Source organism: Shimazuella kribbensis DSM 45090, from assembly GCF_000428065.1.
Lineage (GTDB): Bacteria > Bacillota > Bacilli > Thermoactinomycetales > Thermoactinomycetaceae > Shimazuella > Shimazuella kribbensis.
Genome location: NZ_ATZF01000016.1, coordinates 1 through 23,601, shown reverse-complemented (window position 1 = coordinate 23,601; position 23,601 = coordinate 1). Strand labels below are relative to the sequence as shown.

4 protein-coding genes are annotated in these 23,601 nt (G+C 38.4%); 3 read left to right on the top strand and 1 reads right to left on the bottom strand.

The genetic code is table 11. The annotated features are described in order from the left end of the window. Window positions 1-204: 204 nt before the first annotated feature. Window positions 205-1,461, bottom strand: coding sequence for a threonine ammonia-lyase IlvA (ilvA, locus tag A3GQ_RS0118265; protein ID WP_028778294.1), 1,257 nt, complete (start codon window positions 1,459-1,461; stop codon window positions 205-207). 241 nt (window positions 1,462-1,702) lie between these two features. Between ilvA and A3GQ_RS0118260 the strand changes: the two genes are divergently transcribed. The 3 genes from A3GQ_RS0118260 to A3GQ_RS0118250 form a co-directional block, all read left to right on the top strand. Next, window positions 1,703-8,188: a non-ribosomal peptide synthetase gene (locus A3GQ_RS0118260; RefSeq protein ID WP_028778293.1), complete on the top strand. Its 6,486-nt coding sequence runs from the start codon at window positions 1,703-1,705 to the stop codon at window positions 8,186-8,188. Further along, window positions 8,189-18,871 (top strand): non-ribosomal peptide synthetase, encoded by a 10,683-nt coding sequence (locus tag A3GQ_RS0118255; RefSeq protein ID WP_028778292.1) that lies wholly within the window; start codon window positions 8,189-8,191, stop codon window positions 18,869-18,871. It abuts the gene before it with no gap. Between the two features lie 5 nt (window positions 18,872-18,876). Beyond that, the coding region (locus A3GQ_RS0118250; RefSeq protein WP_028778291.1) for a non-ribosomal peptide synthetase at window positions 18,877-23,601 on the top strand (4,725 nt) is incomplete at its 3' end.

Below are 23,601 nucleotides of genomic sequence, written 5' to 3'. Positions count from 1 at the left end.
GTTTTATATGATTAAATCAATCTTAGTTAAAAATGGGATTCCACTTGTGTGGAGTCAATACCCATTCTTCCCATCAAGGAAAATAAGCGATGTCGACATCGTAGGGGAATCGGACCAGATCCTCACCCATGACTAGCGAAAGGTGCCACCGCCGGACATCCAACATGATCTCCTCATTTGGCTTCAAATGGGAGGGGAAATGGCTCAGATAAGTAAATTAAACAAGGTTGGATCATGATTAACCTCTATATATGGGAAACCATACTCGTCCATTCGTTTAAGCAGAGACTGGTAGTTCTTTGGATCTTTTAATTCAATCCCTACCAACGCAGGGCCGGAACTTTTGTTGTTTTTCTTTGTATATTCAAATCGAGTGATATCATCATCTTCACTTAATACATGCTGAACAAATTCGCGGAGTGCACCTGCTCGTTGAGGAAAAGATACGATGAAGTAATGCTTTAATCCTTCATAGATCATTGAAAGTTCTTTCATTTCTTGCATACGATCGATATCGTTATTCCCTCCACTAACAATACATACCACATTTTTTCCTTTGATTTCACTACGATAAAAATCAAGTGCTGCAATGGATAATGCTCCAGCAGGTTCCACAACAAGAGCAATTTGATTGTATAACTCTAAAATGGTACTACATGTTTTCCCTTCTGGTACAAGTACAATGTCACTTACTAAATCTTTTACGATTTGAAAAGTAATTTGTCCTACTTGTTTAACTGCTGCTCCGTCTACGAAAGGATCGATTTTATCGAGGGTAACCACTTCTCCAGCTTCGATGGATCGTTTCATGGATGGAGCCCCTTGTGGCTCTACACCAATGATTTTACAGTTTGGGTCGATGCCTTTCATATAAGTACTGACGCCCGCGATCAATCCTCCTCCACCAATGCCTGCGAAAAGCATATCGACTTTATCGATATCATTCATGATTTCCATACCAATCGTTCCTTGTCCTGCAATTGTTCGATAATCATCAAAAGGGTGTACAAATGACATTTGATGATTATCGCAATATGACTTGGCTTCTAAATAAGAGTCATCAAATGTATCACCAGTTAATATAACCTCTACAAAAGCTGCACCATAGCGCTTGACTTGGTCCACTTTTTGCCGAGGAGTAGTGGTAGGCATAAAAATTTTACCATTGATTCCAAGTTTACTACAGGAATAGGCTACCCCTTGTGCGTGATTCCCTGCACTTGCGCACACCACTCCTTTGTTTCGTTCTTCTAAAGATAAGCTTTGAATCATATAAAAAGCGCCACGTATTTTAAAGGATCTTACCACTTGAAGATCTTCTCTTTTCAGGTAAACATTGCAGTCATACAAATTGGATAAATATTCGTTTCGTTGCAATGGTGTTCGTAATACTACGTCTTTGATCATCTGATTCGCGATGATGATGTCTTCCATTTTCATAAGTATGGATTGTGTGGTCATTGATTCATTCATCCTTTTTCACAAGTTCTTGAAACAGATTCTATCATATTATCATAAGCAGCAACTATTTTTTGGAATCTATTAAATATGCAGAAATATTACAAACGAATACGGATCATTGACATAACTCATTTTATTCTGATAGTATGTCATTAGATTTTCCAAAAAATTCATCATGTAGAAACGAATGTATTTTAGTTTTCCATATCTACTTTGTTATAGATATATCTTAGGAGGAAACATGTATAAAATGTTTACGACCTTGATCGATATTTTGCGATATCGGGCTAAATATCAAGGCGACCAAAAAGCATATACTTTTTTAAAAGATGGAGATAAGGATGAAATAAGTTATACATACGAAACATTAGATATTCGAGCTAGATCCATCGCTGCTTGGTTACAAACAAAAGTTAAATCAGGCGAAAGAGTAATGTTGTTCTATCATCAAGGTCTCGATTTTATTAGTGCATTTTATGGTTGTTTATACGCTGGAGTAATTGCAGTTCCAGGATATCCCCCAGAAGGACAACATCGCCGAACAACTAGATTACAAGCAATTGTAAAAGATGCAGGGGCAAAGATAGCGCTAACGACAATAGATGTACTAGAAAATATGGATATTCAAAATAGAAAAGCTTTGGTTGGTCTGGAAATGCAGTGGTTTCCAACTGATACTTTATCCGATATTTGGGCAAAGGATTGGAATGAACCAGACATCGATCGCGATACAGTCACTTATTTACAATATAGCTCAGGTTCAACAGGAGACCCCAAAGGGATAATGGTAAGTCATGGAAATATGTTAGACAACTCGGCAATTATCTGTGATCGATTACAGCACACGAAAGATGATGTAAGCGTTTCATGGTTGCCTATTTTTCATGATTTGGGATTAATTGGTTGTGTAGTGCAGCCTATGTACGTTGGTTTTCATGCGGTCTCACTCTCTCCTTACCAATATGTTGTTAATCCATATCTTTGGTTAAAAGCAATTGATCGTTTTCGAGGAACTACAACCTGTTGTCCAAATTTTGGTTTTGACTTATGTGTGCGTAAAACATCTCCTGTACAACGGGCATCTTTGGATCTTAGTAGCTGGCGAGTAGCAGTGAATTGTGCAGAGCCTGTTCGATATCAGACTTTGGAGAAGTTTACAGAAGTATTTTCGCCTTACGGCTTTCGAGCAGAAGCTCATTATCCGATGTATGGTATGGCTGAAACCACTCTGTTTATAACAGGTGCCAGTTGGGATCAAAAACCTGGTTACTGTTCTGTTTCCATTCCTGATTTAAACAAAGGACATGTACATGTCAGTGATGACCAAAATGCGAGAATGATGGTTAGTTGTGGATCGACAGGAACAGGTTTAACAATAAAAATAGTAGATCCTAAAACATGGAAACTTTGTGACCCAAATATAGTCGGAGAGGTATGGGTAAAAGGGTCCAGTGTAGCACATGGATATTGGAATCGTCCGGAACAATCAAAGGAAGATTTCGAAGCATATATCGGTGGGGATGGACCTTACTTACGCACTGGTGATTTGGGATTTTTCATTGATGAGGAACTATTTCTTGCAGGCAGATATAAAGATCTTGTCATCATACGTGGGAAAAACCTTTATCCACAGGATTTAGAATTAACCGTAGAATCTTGTTCATCCTTCTGTCGTCCTGGATGTGGTGCTGCTTTTTCAATCGATGATGGTGAGGAAAAATTAATTATTGTTCAGGAATTGAGACAAGATGCTTTCCAATTGGTTGACATTCCCCAATTAGCAAGACAAATTCAGCAGGCATTAGCAGAAGAACATGGTGTCAAATGCCATGAACTCATTTTTATTGAAGAAAATAGTGTGCAAAAAACCTCAAGTGGCAAAATTCAAAGAAGAGCTTGTAAAAAAGCATATGCAGAGGATCAACTGCATGTTGTATATCGTCTTATTGACAATGAACCTTTAGCATCTACAGAAGAAGAATTATTTCAGTGGCAAGAATGGAGTCTGCTTACTCCAACCAGACAACGGACAGTGTTGGAAGATCATGTCGTTTCTCATTTAGGATTGCACGGAGTAGAAAAGGATTGGATGAAACGAGAGATATCTTTTTTTGGTTTTGACTCTATCCGGATACTTCAATTTAAATTTTCAATAGAAGAGTATTGGGGTGTAGAGTTACCAAAAGTAGGAATATTGCTTGGATGGACATGGGGTCAGTTTTTTGTTTGTGTTCATGCTCAGTTATTGGAACCTCCAACGGATATAAAAAAATTGGATCAACCTTCATCGGCAAAAGATTCGGCCATTCCATTAAATCGTGGGCAAGAAGCCATTTGGTATATTCAAGAAACGTTCCCGAATAATTCGGCTTACCACATACCTATTGCATTGCGTTTTGCAAAAGAATGCAACAAAGATTTGTTATATCAATCATTCCGTTATTTGGTTGAAAGGTATCCTATTTTACTTAGTTGCATCCAGCAACGAAAAGATGGAAAATTAGAATTTATCCTCCCATCTGATATTCAGTTGAATTGGGAAGAAAAAGATGCAATCGTAGATTTTACGAGTCAACTAATCGAAGATGCGTATCAGCCATTCTATTTAAATCAAACACCACTCTTACAGATCAAACTATACCAACATGTTGATCAATCTTTTACATGTTTGATCTGCTTTCATCACATCGTTTGTGACCTATGGTCATTGGATATGTTTCTATCCGAACTGCGATTTTGCTATGAGTCATTGGAAAACGGCAAAAAACCCTATTTTAAACCAATAAAACCTGTTTGTATAGAAGAAAAAGAACCAAAACCAATAAATTTAGCTTACTGGAAAGAAAAACTAGCTGGTGAATTACCTGTTCTTGATTTACCACAAAAACAAACTCGTGGGAGTAGTCAATCCTTTAAAGGAGAGCAAGTGGCTAGTATTTTGCCAAAAGAGGCTGTCCTTACTTTACGCGAATTGGCGAGCACAAATGGAGCTACTCTCTATCAAGTGCTTCTGGCAGTTTATCAGATGGTTCTTTCTCGGCATAGTGGTCAGACAGATATCATCATTGGAAGCCCGACTGTTGCAAGACCAACGATTGCGTTATCAAAGCAAATGAATTATATGGTAAATCCGATGGTAATCAGAGGAGATCTATCTGGTTCTCCAACCTTTACTCAGCTATTACAACAAACTCGACAAAATGTACAAGAAGCTACTGAATATGACATTTCATTTATTGATCTAGTAGAGAATCTAGCTATTAAACGAGATCCGAGTATCCCATCTATATTCCAAGCGATGCTAGCTTTTGAACAAACATCCTTCATACCCGAAATTTCAGCAATGTCATTAGGTCTAGGTGAAATCACTATTCCATGGGGGAAATCAGAGACTACCAGCGTTGCAATACCTGACATCACATCCCAATTTGATGTAACATTAAAAATTGCCGAAAACAACGGTGATCTTGCTCTTCACTGGCAATACGACAGTTATCTATTCGAAAAAAATATGATCCAACAATTGGCAGATAGCTATGTCATGTTGCTTGAACAAATAGGAAATAATCCAAATCAATCTATTCATTCGTATACATATATGTCAGAAGAAATGCAATCTACTATTTTGCAATTTGGTGATGGTGGTAAAAGTGTAAATCCTGAAGTTACTTTAAGTCAGGCATGGCAAGAGCAAGTTGCAAAATCCCCAGACAAAGTCGCAGTGATTGATGGATTGGATCGCATCACTTATCAACAAATGCATGAAGATGTCAATCAGTTCGCACAACTATTGATTGAAAAAGGAATTGGAAATGGACAAATCGTTGGGATTGCTCTTCATCGTAAGTATTCTTTGATGGTAGCAATAATGGCAGTATTACAAACGGGTGCAGCTTATCTTGGTTTGGATCCATCCTATCCAAAAGAACGTTTGCAATATATGGTTGAAGATGCCAATGCAACGCTTCTTTTAATAGATCAAGAAATGGAATCAAAACTAAGTGATTTACAAGTAGTAAAACTAACAGTGAAACGTGAAATGTGGAGCAATTATTCTACAACATCCGTTCAAACTGTACAAGAACTCCATCAACTAGCTTACTTGATTTATACATCAGGCTCTACTGGGAAGCCAAAAGGGGTAGCAGTAGAGCAACGTCAAGTCATGACTTTTGTACAGTGGGCAAAAGATGTATTTACTGAAAAAGAGTTAGAGGGAGTACTGTTTGGAACTTCGGTTTGCTTTGATCTTTCTATTTTTGAAATTTTTGTACCCTTATTAAGCGGTGGGAAAGTTATTCTTGCCGAAAATGCACTTTCTCTACCTGTGTTACCAGCTGCAAATGAAGTGACATTGATCAATACCGTACCATCAGCAGCAAAAGGGCTGTTATCACTTGGATTTCCTTCATCCGTGCTGACTGTTAATTTGGCTGGAGAACCGTTACCAAGGCAGCTTGTAGATGATTTATACCAAATCCAGTCTGTAAAAAGAGTCTACAATTTATATGGACCATCGGAATGTACAACATATAGTACCTATGCACTTATGAACCGTGAGGATTGCCAATCTCCATTTATCGGTAAACCCATCCGAAATACGAAAATATTTATTCTCGATCACCATCAACAAATGGTTCCAATGGGTGTGACTGGTGAGTTGTATATAGGTGGGAATGGTGTTGCAAGAGAGTACTTTGGTCAGCCTGACAAAACAGCAGAAAAATTTATGGATCATCCTCATTACGGCAGGCTATACAGAACTGGTGATTTGGTTCGTTTCTCAAAAGATGGAGAACTTATTTATTTAGGAAGAACAGATTTTCAAGTAAAGGTGAGAGGTTTCCGTATTGAATTAGGTGAAATAGAGACAGCATTATGTGAACATTCAACAGTGAAAGAAGCGGCTTTGATTGCAGATGAACAACAACTAATTGCCTATATCGTGCAACAAGTAGATTCAATAGTGGATACGGAAGTACTTCATTCGTATTTAGAAGAAAAATTGCCACAATATATGATTCCAAACCAGATCATTGTATTATCTTCTTTTCCTTTAACATTGAATGGGAAAATCGATCGAAAGGCATTACCAAAACCAGCGGAACATGAAAATCTATGTGGTATGGTTCAGCCTGCAAATGATCAAGAAGCAAAACTTTTAGCAATCTGGAAGCGGGTATTAAAAAAAGATCAGATTGGAGTAACGGATAGGTTTTTTGAATTAGGTGGAGACTCTATTCTCAGTTTGCAAGTAATAGCAGAAGCGAAGCAACTAGGTTTTAAGATAAATCCCAAACACTTTTTCACCCATCCGACAATTGAAAAGATGGCTCATATTACTAGTGATGACTCAAAACTTCACATAGACCAGAGTGTGGTTACTGGCGATGTGCTACTTACCCCTATCCAAGAATGGTTTTTTTATCAAAAAATACCAAATCATAACAATTGGAATCAATCGATGATTCTCACCCTAGACAAACGGGTAGAGCCACTCCTTCTGCAACAAGTCTTACAAAAGTTAGTAGATCATCATGATGCATTGCGTCTTCGTTTTTATCTAAAACAAGTACAGTGGACATCAAGTAATGCAGAATCGGAGCACAATGTACTTCTGGAAGTTGTAAATGAAGCTGATAGTTCTATTGAATATCTGCATCAAGTTACGGAGCAACAGCTGAATATTAGGAAAGGTCCAATAATTGCAGCAACATTTGTCTCTCGTGATCAGCAAGATCCAGTCTTAATCATCGCAATCCATCATTTAGCAATGGATGGTGTTTCTTGGAGGATTTTAATTGATGATATCAAACGATTATACCAACAGCTCGAAAACGGTGTGCCGTTGTTGCTAAATGCGAAAACAACGTCTTACCAACAATGGGCTCGTTATATCCAGCAAGAAAGTTTAGATACTCAAAAGATGGAACAAGAAAAAAAGCATTGGTTAGGAATTGTTAAGCCAATGATTGAACGGTTTCCAGTTGATTATAAAAATGGCGTAAATACAGATACACAAACCGAAGAATACATTCAAATATTTACCAGAGAAGAAACATATGCGCTTCTAAATCAGTCATCCAAGATGAAAATCAATGAGTTACTGCTAGTAGCGCTATGGAAAGGTTATCAAAAATGGTCTGGGAATAAAGCATTGCGCTTGGATTTAGAAGGACATGGACGAGATCATGAGAATGAGCAGATCGATGTTTCACGAACAATTGGATGGTTTACTAGTATCTATCCAGTTCTTTTACAAGGCGATTCTAACGACAATCGTATATCTATCATTCGAGAACAACTGCAACGTAGATCAGATGGCGGAAGAGGATACGGAATTTTACGATATATGAACAAAGATCCAGAATTGATGGCAGCTGATTCGTCCCCTATTCTTTTTAATTACCTTGGCCAATTCGATCAAATGATAGAAGAAAAAACAGGTTTAATTAAAAAATTGTCATTCTATGGACCTCGTAAATACCAAGAAGCTGTCCGGCCTTATTTGTTAGAAATCAATAGCTACATCCAAGATGGGAAACTGGTTTTATCTTGGGGGTATAGCAAGGGATTGTATCGAGCAAGTACCATATCGACCTTTGCTAAGTATTTTGCTGAAGCTTGTTTAACAATGAAGCAAGGGAAAACAAAAATTAAAAACAAGGTAAGAGAAGCAGATTTATCTAGAATTTTTTCTAAAATCAAAGAGAGAAAGGGCCGATAAATGTTGCAAGAAGGAATTCAAGATGTGTATCCATTGACACCGGCTCAACAAGGGATTTTATTTCATTCATTGGATGAAAGCTTGTCAGGTGTATATGTGAATCAATTATGTCTTCAACTAAATGGCTCTATCGATTTGGATCGATTTGAAAAAGCATGGCAACAGATTGTGCAAAGACATGAAGTATTTCGAACTGCATTTTTCTGGGAAGAATTAACTACCCCTCTTCAAGTTGTAAAAATGGAGGGGAACATCCCTTTTGTTCTGATAGATTGGAGTCATCTTTCCGCGGACTGTCAAGAAAAAGAATGGAGTCAATTACTCCATCGTGATCGTAAATTGGGATTTGACTTGCAAGATGCACCTCTAACACGAATTACGATGGTGAAAATAACAGAGAAACAGTATCGTCTCTTATGGTCTTTTCATCACCTTCTTCTCGACGGATGGAGCTGCCCTGTTGTTTTAAAAGATTTGCTGGCATTATATGAGGGAGAAGGGAGTCTCCTTTCTGCACCTGTTTTTTCAGAGTATGTAGCTTGGTTAGAAACGGAAGATACACAAGAAGCTTCCGTTTTTTGGAGAAAACACCTTGAATCTCTTACAGAGCCTACCATTTTGCCAATAAAAAAACAGGTTGATGGTCCATATCAGCTCGAGCCTACTGAACATGACCTTATCTTCTCAAAAGAACAAACAGCTAGAATACGTGAAGTAGCAAAACAACTAAATATTACAGAATCTACTCTTTTATTAGGAATATGGCTATTGACTGTTAGTCTGTATACTTCTAAAACCGATGTGGTAGTGGGAATGGCTGTATCAGGGCGATCACCATTGATAGAAGAATATGAACATCGTGTGGGAATGCATATGAATACGGTTCCTGTACATGCTGTGCTTTCTCATTCTTCTACGATACAAAGTTGGTTGCAGGAGTTACAAAAAGAGCAACTTGAAATGAAGATGTATGAACGAATGCCTCTTGCTGAAATTCAAGCTTGTAGTCAAGTTCCAAGCGGAAATGACTTATTTAATTCTCTATTTGTTTATGAAAATTATCCAACTGAAGCTTTGGTACATAAGGATTTTTCTTTATCTATTGGTAAATCTATCGAGAAATCGCACTATCCACTTACTCTTATGGTTTTACCAAGTGAGGAAATTCGTTGTAGATGGATTTTTGAGGCATCATTAATGGATTCAACTCAAGTAACCAAGATGGGTACTCATTATCAATATCTTTTGCAACAAGTTCTAGCAGATCCATGGAAAAGCCTTGATCGACTTGAATGGACAACGATGGAAGAGAAACAGAAAATTTTATCTGGGAATCAATGGGAGATTCCTGTATCTATACCGACGGAACAAATGCATCAATTGTTAGAAAAACAAGCGGAAGAATCACCAGAAAAAACGGCTCTCATTTGGGGTAATGATTCCGTGACGTATCAAGAGCTGAATGATAGAGCAAATCAACTTGCCCGTTTGTTATTGGAAAAAGGGCTAAAAGTAGGAGATTTTATAGCAGTAGGGATGCCTAGATCAATTGATATGGTTGTGTCTTTCTACGCAATCTGGAAAATCGGCGCTGCTTATGTTCCTATTGATCTATCCTATCCAGAAGCTAGACTTACTTACATATTAAAAGATTCACAAGTAAGACTTTTGATTACAAAATCAACTTCGTTTTCATCTTTACCTGATTATGAAGGGGAATCTCTTTTTCTTGATCAAATAAAACAATCATTAGCAACCTTATCTACAATCAATCTAAATATGGAAGGTAGCAGAGAGTCCCTTGCCTATATCATTTATACTTCTGGTTCCACAGGTCAGCCTAAAGGTGTAATGATCTCTCACCGAAGTGCAGTTCATTTGGTGAAGTGGGCAAGTACCGTATTCACTCCAGAAGAAAGAAATGGTGTATTAGCATCGACGTCTATTTGTTTTGATTTATCTGTTTTTGAGTTGTTTTTCCCGCTTAGTTATGGCGGAGTTGTTATTGGTGTGGAAGATGCTCTTGGATTAGTAGATTTGGATAGAAAAGATCAAGTGACTTTGATTAACACTGTTCCATCCGCCATCACCCAATTACTTGATTTAGGTGCTATCCCATCTACAGTAAAAACGATTAATTTAGCAGGAGAATCACTAACAAATCAATTGGCACAATCCATTTATGATTTAGGTCATGTGGAGAAAGTTTATAATCTCTATGGACCATCTGAGGATACAACTTATTCAACTTATTCCCTTGTGCAAAAAGGTTCTATCCATGCCCCTGCTATTGGTCAACCTATTGCGGGCACTGAAGCATATGTAATGAATGAACAAGGTAACTTACTGCCAATGGGTTTCCCTGGTGAACTTTATTTAGGTGGAGTTGGAATATCAAAAGGATATTTGAACCGTTCATTATTGACAGCAGAGAAGTTTGTAGAACACCCTTTTCGTTCAGAAGAGAAGTTATATCGAACAGGAGATCTTGTAGTATTACAAGAAAATGGTGAGTTCATTTTTTTAGGTCGAATGGATCACCAAGTGAAAGTCAGAGGTTATCGAATTGAATTAGCAGAGATCGAGCATGTGTTGGAAAAACACGTGATGGTAACGAAATCGTTGGTAGTAGCAACAGACGATCAATTGATAGCTTATGTTACCAGTCATGATAAAGGAATGGATTACGCTGATTATGTTAGGGAGTTTTTGCCTACCTATATGATTCCGAATCATTTTATTGAGTTGGATTCGTTTCCATTGACACCTAATGGAAAGATTGACCGCAAGGCGCTTCCGGATGCAGTTGATAAATCGATTTCTTCGCTTCCTCTATCGAATGACTCTCCATTGGAAGAAATTTTAAAGGGAATTTGGCAAGGGGTATTAGGAAAAGAAGTAAATAATTCGGATAACTTTTTTGCACTGGGTGGACATTCTTTGTTAGCAACACAAGTCATTTCAAGAATTGCAAGAATATTTCAAGTGGTCATGCCTATTCGTTCTCTCTTTCAGTCGCCAACAGTGAAGTTGTTGGCTCGTGATTTGGATCAAATGCTACATATATCAAAAGAAGATAGTAAATCAATAAAAAAATATGATCAAGCTGGAAAAATACCACTTTCCCCATCACAAAAAAGAGTTTGGTTTTTGGAACAAATACTTCCGTTAAAACATGTCTATCATTTGCCATTTGTATTAAAAGTGGAGGGTCCTCTTCAAAATCAAGGACTGAAACATGCTGTTGACCGTTTGGTTATGCGACATGCGGCTCTTCGAACTTCTTTTCATGAAGAAGAAGGCATTCCTTATCAGATGATTGCAGAAAATAGAACTGTATCTGTAGAGGAGATGGATCTTCGATCAGCGGAAGATCCAGAAAGAGAGGCACGATTACAAATAGAACGTGAAATAGAAGTTCCGTTTGCTTTGGAGAGTGCTCCACTTATACGAGTAAAGCGATACCAATTGTCGGATGACAAGTGTTATCTTTTCTTTCTGATGCATCATCTAATCGCAGATGGATGGTCTTTGTCTATTTTACAACGTGAATTATTTCAATTCTATGAGAGCAAATGGATGGATGTAGAAGTAGACGTACCGGATTTGTCTTTGGATCCAACTGACTATGCTTTTCATCTAGAGGAACAGGCGAAATCAAAAGGATGGGAAAAGAAAGTCGACTACTGGAAAGAAAAATTAGAAGATGTAACTCCAATCATCTTGCCGACAGACTTTCCAAGACCTAATGAACAAACCTATGAAGGTAATACAGTTTATCATTTATTACCCATTCCATTAGCAGATGAATTGAACGCAGTGAGCAGAGAATATGGTTCTACATTGTATATGGTTTTACTCAGTTCGTTTCAAGTATTACTCAGTCGATATACTGGACAGACAGATATTGCAGTGGGAAGTCCAGTAGCTGGTAGAGACAATGAACAATTGGAAGGTTTGATTGGTTTCTTCGTAGAGACCATGGTAATTCGTACAGATATTAGCAAAAGTGAGACATGGGAAGACTTGTTACATCAAGTTCGAGAGATTTCACTTGAAGCTTATGCGAACAGCCAAGTTCCATTTGAGAAAGTAGTGGATGCTGTTTCTCCTGATCGAAAACTAAGCGAATCACCACTTTTTCAAATTATGTTTGCGATGCAATCGGTTTCGAACGAAAAAGAATACAAAGAAAACTTGGTTATTCAACCTATCCCGGTCCCCCTACCATCGGCTAAGTTTGATTTAACATTAACAGCAGTAGAACAATCGAATGGTATCTTTTTAACTTTTGAATACAATCGGAATTTATTTTCACCAGAAACAATGGAAAGAATGATAGCCAATTATGAGTACATCTTGGATCAAATGGTACAAGATTTAGAACAAAATTATCACATGCTGTCACTTCTTAGTGAAAAAGAAGTGAAGTTGCTTGCTTCATGGTCCAAGACAGAAGAAAATATTCATTCTGATTTTGAACCTCTGCCAGATCAAATTCTAGCACAAGTCCAAATGGTTCCTGAGGGGCTTGCTGTAGTAGAGGATCAAAAAACATTGTCTTACTTGGAGTTAGATCAACAATCTACTCAATTGGCTCTGTTTCTTCGTTCTATAGGGGTCGGTAAGCATGACCGGGTAGCTATTTGCGCGAATCGATGCTCAGAACTAGTAATCGCACTATTAGGTGTAATGAAACTAGGAGCCTGTTATGTTCCATTAGATCCTACTTATCCATTAGAACGTTTGGCTTATATGTTTGAAGATTCAGGGGCATCTGTCCTCTTAACGGAAAATCACCTTACCGAACGGTTAGCTGGTCTTGCAACAACTACTTTTGTATTAGATAAACATCCTGTTTCATGGGATCATATGCCAACAAGTGCCGCATTTTCACCTATTGAGGAGAATCAACTTGCTTACATGGTTTATACAAGCGGTTCTACTGGAGTACCTAAAGGTGTATGCATCACGCATGGAGGATTACACAACTTGGTGAATTGGCATCAACAAACTTATGAACTAACCATTGAAGATCGCACTACTATGTTAGCTGGACCTGCGTTTGATGCTTCTGCTTGGGAAATTTGGCCAACACTGGCTGCTGGCGGTACATTGGTAATCCCCAATGAAGAGAAAAAGACAGATCCAACAGAACTAAGAGATTGGTTGATCAGACAAGGTATTACGATTAGTTTCATTCCGACACCATTACTTGCTCAGTTGTTGTCCATTCCTTGGTCGAATGGAGGCAGTTTACGACATATACTAACAGGTGGAGATCAGTTGCATGTATACCCATCACACGATTTTCCTATTCCTATCATTAACCATTACGGGCCGACAGAAAATACAGTCGTAGCGACTGCTGGATTGGTTCCAACCGAAGGGCCTTGGTCCCCATCTATCGGAAAACCGATTTCGGGAGTACAGGTCTATGTACTGGATGAACAGGGAATGCAAGTACCGATCGGTATACCAGGAGAACTATGTATTGGCGGAAATCAATTAGCAGCGAGATATCATCAGCAACCTGATAAAACCAAACATTCTTTTATTCACCATCCGCTTTTTGGTCGGTTGTACAAAACTGGTGATCGAGTACGCCTAATGTCAGATGGAAATCTCCATTTCCAAGGTAGAATGGATCGACAAGTTAGCATACGCGGATACCGAGTAGAGTTAGGTGAAATAGAAGCGACTTTAATCCAGTTAGATCATGTTCGTGAAGCTGTCGTTATGATTTTGGAGAACAACCTTGTTGCTTATGTTGTTACAGAAAATGATTATGATGTTCCATTGTTGAGAGACGAACTAATGGAAAAGCTTCCTTCGTATATGATCCCAAAACTTTTTATCGCTTTATCAAGTTTTCCGCTTACTGCAAATGGAAAATTAGATAGATCCAATCTTCCAGAACCAAATTGGGATCAACTAGTTGATGAGGACAATTTTGTTGCTCCACGTACAAAAGTAGAGTGCCAATTAGCAGAAATTTGGCGCCAACTATTGCATATCGATCAAATCAGTGTACATGATAACTTTTTCCAACTTGGCGGAGACTCCATTATTAGCATTCAGATGGTAGCACGTGCAAAGAGTGCAGGTGTAGCAATTACAGCTAAACAAGTATTCAGCCATCAAACCATTAGTGAACTTGCAACAGTAGCAAAAGTGGTAGAGCACACCAATCATGATCAAGGTTTAATTTTTGGAGAAGTTCCATTAACTCCTATTCAAAAATGGTTTTTTGATCAGAAGATGGAAAATTTACATCATTTTAACCAAGCGATGTTGTTGAGTTTATCTCATCCACTTTCTATTTCTATTCTGACGAATGCTTTAGAAAAATTAATCGAGCATCATGATGGATTTCGTCTTCGCTTTGTAGAAACAGAAAAAGGATGGCGTCAATCATATAGCACAATATCCAATAGTGTTCCACTTCAAATCTTGGATATTAGCAGCATGACCGACTTGGAACAGATAGAAGCCATCAAACAAGTTGGACAACGTGCTCAAACTAGTCTTCATTTGCAAGAAGGTCCTTTGTTTCGTGCAATTTATTTTAAGCATGGTTTTGGAAAACAAGACAAACTACTCATGGTGATTCATCATCTTATTATCGATGGTGTATCATGGAGGATTTTATTAGAAGATTTATCACTAGCGTATCAGCAGTTAGCTACAGGAAAAGAATCAATACTACCAGCCAAGACAACATCTTATCAAGCTTGGTCTAACATTTTGTTGAAATCTTCGCAAACGGAAGCTTGGTCCGACGAAATAGAGTTTTGGAAGCAACAACAGGCAAGTCCAGATGAGTTGCCGCCTATTTTTGATACAGCTAGTGAAAACAGGGAACAAGATGCAGGGCATATTTCTTTTAGGTTACCTGTGGATGAGACAAAACTACTATTAACTCAAAGTTATCAAGCATATCGAGCTCGTGTAACAGAATTGCTACTAGCCGCTTTGATTCGTTCTTATCATGCGTGGGCCGGTAATGATGCGGTGACAATCGATTTGGAAGGACATGGACGAGAAGAATCATTTGGAGTGGGTACAGATTTATCTAGAACAGTAGGATGGTTTACTTCCATCTATCCTATTCGATTTCAAATGGATGGAGAAGACTGGGATATCCTTGTTCCAAAAGTACAAGATCTGATTTCGCGTGTACCAAAACAAGGAATTAGTTATGGGATGTTAAAACATCTGAATAGACTGGATTTGGCTGCTTCTTCTCCTATTAGCTTTAATTACCTTGGTCAATTTCAGGATGATCCTACTTCAATTTGGGATTCCTCTACTTCTGAGGGAATTGGTACATTAGTGGATCCGACATTGCGTCGGCCATATGCTTTAGATATATGGTCTATTATTCAGGATGAACAATTAGAAGTGAAATTTATTTATGATCCTGTTCAATTTTCCAAGGTGCAGATCACTTCTTGGATTACGCTGTATCAACAACAGCTGAATTTATTAATTCAACATTGTGTGAAGAAAAAACCTCAACCGATGTTGGTAGATTTTCCATTAGCAAAACTAGAGAAAGAAGAATTGTTACAAGTACCATCTCTACAAGATGTAAAAAGCATTTATCTGCTAAGTCCATTACAAGAAGGAATGTTATTTCATAGCCTCTATGAGGCTAATGAGCAAGCTTATGTCATTCAAATGACAATGGATATCACAGGAGAATTAGATACCCGCTTATTTGCAGAAGCATGGGATCACTTGGTAGAAAGACACTCACAGTTGTCTATCTCTTTATGGTGGAAAGGAGTAAAAATTCCTCATCAGATCGCTTGGAAGCAGATGAATATTCCTATCTATCACGAGAACTGGATTGGGTTCAATAAAGAAGAACAAGATCAGTTTCTAGCAGACTACTTAACAAAGGATAGTAAAAAAGCATTTGATTTGGATAAACCGCCGTTAATGCGTTTAGGGGTTTTTTCTATCAAAGAAAATAAGCATCAAGTTGTCTGGAGTTATCATCATGTTATTCTAGATGGTTGGAGTATGCCGGTTGTATTAGAAGAGTTTTTGCAAATCTATCAGTTACTTTTGGATCAAAGAAGTGTACAGCTTCCAACGATTTCATCTTATGAAGTGTATTTTCAATGGTTACAAGAACAAGATGAAGAGTTAGCCAAATCATACTGGTCACATCAATTAGCTGATGCAAAACCTGCAGAGATAGCTATTTCTACTACTTCTGGTATATCCACACATGGAGAATGGATTACGTATCTATCAGAAGAAATTACGGAGGATATCAAGCGATTTGCCAAGAGTCAAAAAGTAACAATGAATACTGTTATTCAAGCTGCTTGGGGAATTTTCTTAGCTGCTTATAGTGGACAATCTGATTTGGTTTATGGAACGACTGTATCTGGTAGACCTGGTTCATTAAGTGGTGTCGAACAAATTGTGGGACCATTTATTAACACGATTCCAGTGCGCATAGATTTGAGCAAGGATATGCAAATGGAACAATATCTCACTAGTTTACAACAACAATTGAAAGATACAGAAGAATATTCATATGTCCCATTAACCAAGATTGCGGACTGGGCTGGAATTGGCATAGAAGAACCGCTTTTCCACTACTTATTGGTGATGGAAAACTATCAAATGCGTGATTTTAAGAATGCAACTTTGCAAATCTCAAATCTAAAAGGATTGGAGAAAAGTCATTACCCACTAGTTTTAGTTGTGGCTCCTGGTGAAACTCTGTTTTTTAAATGGATGTACGACAACAGTAAATTTGATAAAAAGATGATTGTTCGATTTATGCGGTTGTTTACACAGTTACTGAAACAATTTATTCAATCATCCAGTACATCTGTAGCTAATTTGGATCTTTTATTAGAGGAAGAGAAAGCCCAGTTAAACAATTGGCATCATTCAAAAGAGATAGCATATCCATTATCAACATTAGAAAGAATCGTTGCACATTCGATGAATTGTCCAGATCAGATTGCTATCCAAAGCAAAGATGGGGAATGGACTTATGGGGAGCTTTATCAAAACGCATCACAATTGGCTTACTACTTAGGAATGTCAGATGTAAAAACGGGCGATTGTGTTGGAGTTCTTTTAGACCGATCGATAGACTTGGTGACTAGCGTGATGGCGATTCATCTCATTGGTGCGGCATATGTGCCGATTGACCCGGCTTATCCTGAAGATCGAATCAAATGGATGATCCAAGATGCAGATTTAGATGTAGTGATTACAAACAGTTTATTACAAACTAAATGTGCTGCTACCAAGAAACATCTAATATGTATGGATAAAGATAAATGGAAATGGAGCAGTATGCCAGCGATTCATACACGCTCAGGTCTACCTCAACATCTTGCATATGTGGTTTATACATCTGGATCATCAGGTACTCCCAAAGGAGTAGAAATAACTCAACAATCTTTGCAACAACTAGTTGATTGGCATCAATCTACCTATTCGATTACGAGTGAGGATAAATGTTCCATGCTTGCAGGAGTTGGTTTTGATGCTTCTGTTTGGGAGATATGGCCAACATTAGCAAGTGGTGCAACTCTGTGCATTGTAGAGGAAGAGGAACGTTTATCTCCAGCTCGGTTGAGAGATTGGTTGATTCGCAGCAAGATAACTGTTAGTTTTGTTCCTACCGTTTTATGTGAAGCTTTCTTTCAATTGGATTGGACAGGTGAAACAATTCCGCGTTTGTTACTAACAGGAGGCGATCAACTTCGTCAATATCCACCTGCAACTTTTCCAATAAAGGTAGTGAATCACTATGGACCATCTGAAAATACGGTTGTTGCAATTGCGGGTACAGTAACAGAGGGAAATAAAAATGATCTTCCTTCTATAGGATCACCGATAGCAGGTACAAAAATAGCGGTAGTCAATCATTTTGGGCAAAAATTGCCAATCGGTGTGTCAGGAGAATTGTGGCTTGCAGGAACTAGTCTAGCCAGAGGATATCGAAATCGACAAGACCTCACAGAGGAAAAATTTTCAAATGATATCCAATTGGGGAGGATTTACCAAACGGGTGATATCGTCCGTTATGGAACAGACGGTCAACTATTTTTTATGGGTAGAAAAGATGATCAAATTCAGCTCCGAGGTTTTCGTGTGGAACTTGGAGAAATCGAGACCGTTTTACTGGAACATCCAGATGTGACGCAAGTGGTTGTTCTTTACAAAGAGCAAGATAATAACGAAAAGGTTTTACTTGCTTTTGTACAAGCGGAAAAAGATACACAATCAGATTGGAAAACACTTATTAAGCAGAAGTTACCTGACTATATGCATCCAGCAGGGTACAAATGGTTGTCTGATTTTCCTGTAACGCCAAATGGGAAATTGGATAAAAAAGCACTACTAGAATTAGAGATGGATATCCAATCTTCTTATGTAGCACCTAGCACACCTATGGAGCAGCGTTTGGTATCAATCTGGGTGGAAGTCTTAGGAATAGATGGACAAATTGGTGTGGAAGATAATTTCTTTCAACTAGGTGGTCATTCGCTCATGGCAACTCAGGTAATTACGCGTATCAACGAATTGTATCGTTGCCAATTGCCTCTTCGCGTTCTTTTTGAATGTCCGACCATTGCCGAGCTAGTAAAACTGATCAAACAAAATCTCCTTCGTAAGGCTTCTGTGAGAAAGGGCTGACGAGTGTGAACAAAAAGAACCTTGAGATAAAAGGAAGAGAGTTAGAATTATTTCTAATTCACCATCCTTCCGTATTGCAAATAAAGGTGGAGGAGGAACAAGATAAGCAAATTGCTTATTTTGTTCCAACTGCCAACCAATCTCCTAAAAAATATGAGTTGAGACAGTATGTAAAACAGAATATGACAGTTGACCTTAGCTCTACCGTATTCGTTGAAGTTCCTTCGCTCGAACAAGCGGAGGGAACTTTTTTTCCTATGTCTCCTAGTACAGTAACAGAAGAATTGGTTGCTGAGATTTGGGAGATTTGGAGTGATCGAGTCGTTACAGATGTTCATGAATTGTTTCTAGAACAGACAGTAGCAGAGGATATGGTAGACCACTTACAACAAACATTCGAAGTGGAGCTTTCTACTGAAATACTTTTGGGTTTTCCATTGAACGAGGTAGCTGAATATATTGATACACAATTAGAAGTTGGAAAGGTAACGGAAGTAGTCAATAAAGACAATCCTGTTATTCTTTCTTCTTCTCAACAAAGATTATGGTTTTGGGAACAATTGATTCCAGGAACAACCGTGTATTCTGTTCCAGCTGCTTATCGATTGACTGGTCATATAGAGGTAGAGAGGTTACAACAAGCTTTTGAGCAAGTTATAACCAGACATGGGATCTTGCGTGTTACTTTTCATGCAAATGAAAAAGGAGTACCAGAACAAAGAATCCAATCTAGTATGGAAAATTGGTTTTCCTTTCAAGACTTATGTAAAGAAGAACAACCGGAGAAAGTCGTAAATACTCTCATTCAACATCACTTAGATCAACCTTTTGATTTGGAACAAGGCCCTCTGTTTCGCGTTTCCCTCTATCGTCTGGAAGAAGAATGGAGATTGCTTATTCAAGCACACCATCTTGTAATGGATGGATGGTCTTTGGGGATTTTAATAAAAGATTTTGCTTCTTTTTACGAAGGAGTTCAAGTATCTCCCAATCAGTATGATTATTTGGATTATGCGATTGCAGAACAAGAAAAAGATTGGAATCGTGAAGAGGAGCAACTAAAGTATTGGGTGGATAAACTTCAAGATATGCCTGCAACGCAATTGTCTACCGATTATCCTCGTCCAGCAAAGGAATCCTATCGTGGTTCAGCTGTCACAACAAGTCTTTCAAGCAGTTTGGTAAGGCAACTTCGCCATGTGGCACAATCGACAAATTCGAGTTTATATATGGTATTGCTTACCGCATTTAAACTGTTACTTTCCAGATATAGCGGGGAAAAAGAAATGGTTGTAGGCAGTCCGGTGGCAGGCCGTTTTCAATCAGAATGGGAAAAAGTGATCGGATTTTTTGTCAATACAATCGTACTACGTACAGATTTTTCTGATAATCCTTCGTGGAATCAAGCGTTAGATAGGGTAAAAGACACAGTATTAGATGCATTTTCTTATCAAGAAGTCCCCTTTGATAGAGTAGTGGAAGCAGTATTACCAGATAGGCAGTCTTCTTTATCACCGTTGTTTCAAGCTATGTTTGTTTTACAGAATATGAATTTGGATACCAGTTCAGATTCCTCTTTGCATTTAGAACCAATAATATTAGACCAAAAAATAGCAAAATTTGATTTAACCTTGACGATGGTAGAGCGTGCTGAAGAATTAGATGCCATTTTAGAGTACAACACAGATTTATATGCAGTTAGTACGATTGATCGCATGTTAGAGCAATTTAAAATGATACTAGAAAGTTTGGTTACAGATCAGTACACTCCAATAAATGAAGTAAACATAATAACAACGGATGAAAAAAGAAAATGGTTAGAGTGGAATCAAACCGAGAAAAGATACAAAGAAGAGTCTCTAGCTACCCTGTTTGAACAAATGGTTCAGCAAGATCCGAATGCCATAGCAATACAAAGTATGAATCAAACTTGTAGTTATCAAGAACTCAATAATAAAGCAAATCAAGTCGCATGGTATCTATCTTCTCAAGGTATCGGTCATGGAGATAAAGTAGGAATATGCTTCGAGCGATCCATGGAGTTTTATATCAGCATATTAGGAATTGTCAAATTGGGTGCTGTTTATGTACCTTTTGACGTGAATTATCCAAGAGATCGTTTTGATTATTTATTGGATGATGCACAGCTTTCTCATGTATTGACAAGTTCAACATTTGCAGACCGATTTGACCATAAATCATTTCGCTTTTCAATCTGGGAAGAAATAAAGTTTTTCGATCAGAATTCTCGTGATTTTCCGTGCCATGCCACGATTGATTCATTGACGTATGTGATGTATACATCTGGTTCGACTGGTCTTCCAAAAGGTGTTGAAATCACAGCAAGAGGTATTGTGCGTTTGGTTCAAAACCCAAATTATATGCAGATTCATAAAGATGATGTCTTTCTCCAGTTGTCACCTGTTGCTTTTGATGCTGCTACGCTGGAAATATGGGGGAGTTTTTTAAATGGAGCAAAGTTAGTAATCATGCCTTCAGGCTCACCTACTTTAGAGGAAATCAGTCAGGAGATTATAAAGAATAAAGTTACCATACTTTGGTTAACAGCAGGATTATTCCGGCTTTTTGTAGAAGAGCAATTATTTTCTCTTTCCGGACTACGTTATTTGTTAACAGGTGGAGATGTGGTATCTGCAAGTCATGTAAAACAGGTTCTTTCGCTTCATGGGCCACAAGTAATCAATGGGTATGGTCCAACAGAAAATACTACCTTTACTTGCTGTTACCCTCTGCCAGCAGACTGGGATGGTGAGAATTCAGTACCTATCGGACGACCGATTTCAGGCACATATGTCTATATACTAGATGAAAATGGTAAAGATGTTCCTATTGGAGTCCCAGGAGAATTGTACATTGGAGGCGATGGTCTAGCGTGTGGCTATGCCAATCGTCAGGAATTGACAGACGAAAAGTTTGTGACTTTGTCAGATAAAGGTCGATTGTATCGATCCGGCGATTTGGTTCGAATTGATTCCAATGGGTTGATTCATTTTATTGGACGGCTTGATAATCAAGTAAAAGTTCGTGGATTTCGGGTAGAACTGGGTGAAATCGAAGCCGTTTTGGCTACACACGCGGATGTAAATGATGTGGTTGTGTTAGCAAAAGAAGACCATAGTGGCAAGCAATTGGTTGCATATGTACAAACAAATAAAGAAATCAATTGGAAATCATGGTTAGAAAGTACATTACCAAGCTATATGATTCCAAGTCGTTTTCTATCGTTACCTACTTTCCCGCTCACCTCAAACGGCAAAATAGATCGTAAACAGTTGGATGCATTAGAACTGCCCATGGATCGCACAACAGAAAATGTGGTGGAGCCAGTAAAGGAAGAGGAAAAACAACTGCATTCTATCTGGTCAGAAGTATTAGGTCATGATCAATTTGGGATACATCATAATTTCTTTTCTATTGGCGGTCATTCTCTACTCGCAACCCAAGTGATTGCTAGGGTGCACAAAGTTTTTGATATTTCCTTGCCTCTGCAATCATTGTTTACAGCACCAACCATTGCTGAGTTTGTTCTTCATTTACAAAATCAGAATGAAAAAGAGACTTTATTTTCGATTCATACAGAAAAAAATGGAGAGATACCTGCTTCATTTGGGCAAAAAAGATTGTGGTTTATGGATCAATATACAACAGATCAATCCATATACCACATGCCGTTTATGGTAGAAATCAAAGGAACACTCCACCAGGATCAGTTAGAAAAAAGTTATCTAGCCTTATTGGAACGTCATGCTAGCATGCGAACCAATTTCTATTTCAAAGAGGGACAGTTATTTCAAAAAATATCAGAACCGTCAAATGATTGTTTTGAGTATGAAGATTTACGCTACAGTGACCATTCTGAGGATGAAGCGAAACAGAATATGGATCAAGTAATAAATCGAGCTTTTGATCTCGCTAATGGACCACTGGCAGTATTATATGCATACCAGTTAACCAATGAGCACTGGTATCTGCTCTTCCATTTGCACCACATTGTAGCAGATGGAGGATCCTTACCTATCTTAATGGATGAATTATTTGTCATTTACCATGATAAAGAACTTCCGCCTCTGACGTTGCAGTATGCGGATTATGCATGGCAAGAGCAAGCATGGATGGAAAACGAAAGTATGCAGCAAGAGCTGGGATATTGGAAGACGAAGTTGGCAGATCTTCCTGTACTCGATTTACCGACAGATCATCCTCGCGGCAGTGAGCAAACCTTTGCTGGAGCAACATATTCGGTCACGTTATCGGAAGAACTGCGAGCGGGAATAGCAAGATGGTCCAAGAAGCAGGGAACAACGTTTTATATGACCACGTTGGCCGTTTTCCAAACGCTATTGGCTCGTTATACGGGAAGTACCGATATTGCAGTAGGAAGTCCTGTAGCAGGCCGATCTCACGCAGAATGGGAATCACTTATTGGTTTCTTTGTCAATACGCTGGTGTTCCGCAACGATTTGTCGGGAGAACCTACATGGAACGACGTATTGCAACGCGTGAAACAAGGAGCAATCGAAGCTTATTCCCATGCGACTGTTCCGTTTGAACGGGTGGTCGAAGAAGTCGCCCCTGATCGTCACTTGAGCCACTCTCCGCTGTTCCAAGTGATGTTTTCAGTCGAAACGGATGCATGGCAAGCACCTGAAGTAGCAGGTCTTGCGATGCAGGAAGTGGCATTGCCACAGACGACAGCCAAGTTTGACTTA

Bases quoted from the DNA above. Each gene is read 5' to 3' on its own strand.
- A3GQ_RS0118260 (WP_028778293.1), top strand. From the start codon at position 1,703: ATGTATAAAATGTTTACGACCTTGATCGATATTTTGCGATATCGGGCT.
- ilvA (WP_028778294.1), bottom strand. From the start codon at position 1,461: ATGACCACACAATCCATACTTATGAAAATGGAAGACATCATCATCGCG.
- A3GQ_RS0118255 (WP_028778292.1), top strand. From the start codon at position 8,189: ATGTTGCAAGAAGGAATTCAAGATGTGTATCCATTGACACCGGCTCAA.